Consider the following 260-nt stretch of genomic DNA (forward strand, 5'->3'; position numbering starts at 1 on the left):
CTTGCGGCCGTACTCCCCAGGCGGTCGACTTATCGCGTTAACTTCGCCACAAAGTGCGCTAGGCACCCAACGGCTGGTCGACATCGTTTACGGCGTGGACTACCAGGGTATCTAATCCTGTTTGCTACCCACGCTTTCGCACCTCAGTGTCAGTGTCAGTCCAGAAGGCCGCCTTCGCCACTGGTATTCCTCCCGATCTCTACGCATTTCACCGCTACACCGGGAATTCTACCTTCCTCTCCTGCACTCTAGCTTGACAG

Annotated in this window: 1 rRNA gene; it reads right to left on the reverse strand. The window is 56.5% G+C overall.

From position 1 onward, the window contains the following. Positions 1–260, reverse strand: a 16S ribosomal RNA gene (locus tag SB773_RS32760); the annotation flags it as partial.

This window comes from Bacillus sp. SIMBA_074 (assembly GCF_046534555.1).
GTDB lineage: Bacteria > Bacillota > Bacilli > Bacillales > Bacillaceae_G > Bacillus_A > Bacillus_A mycoides.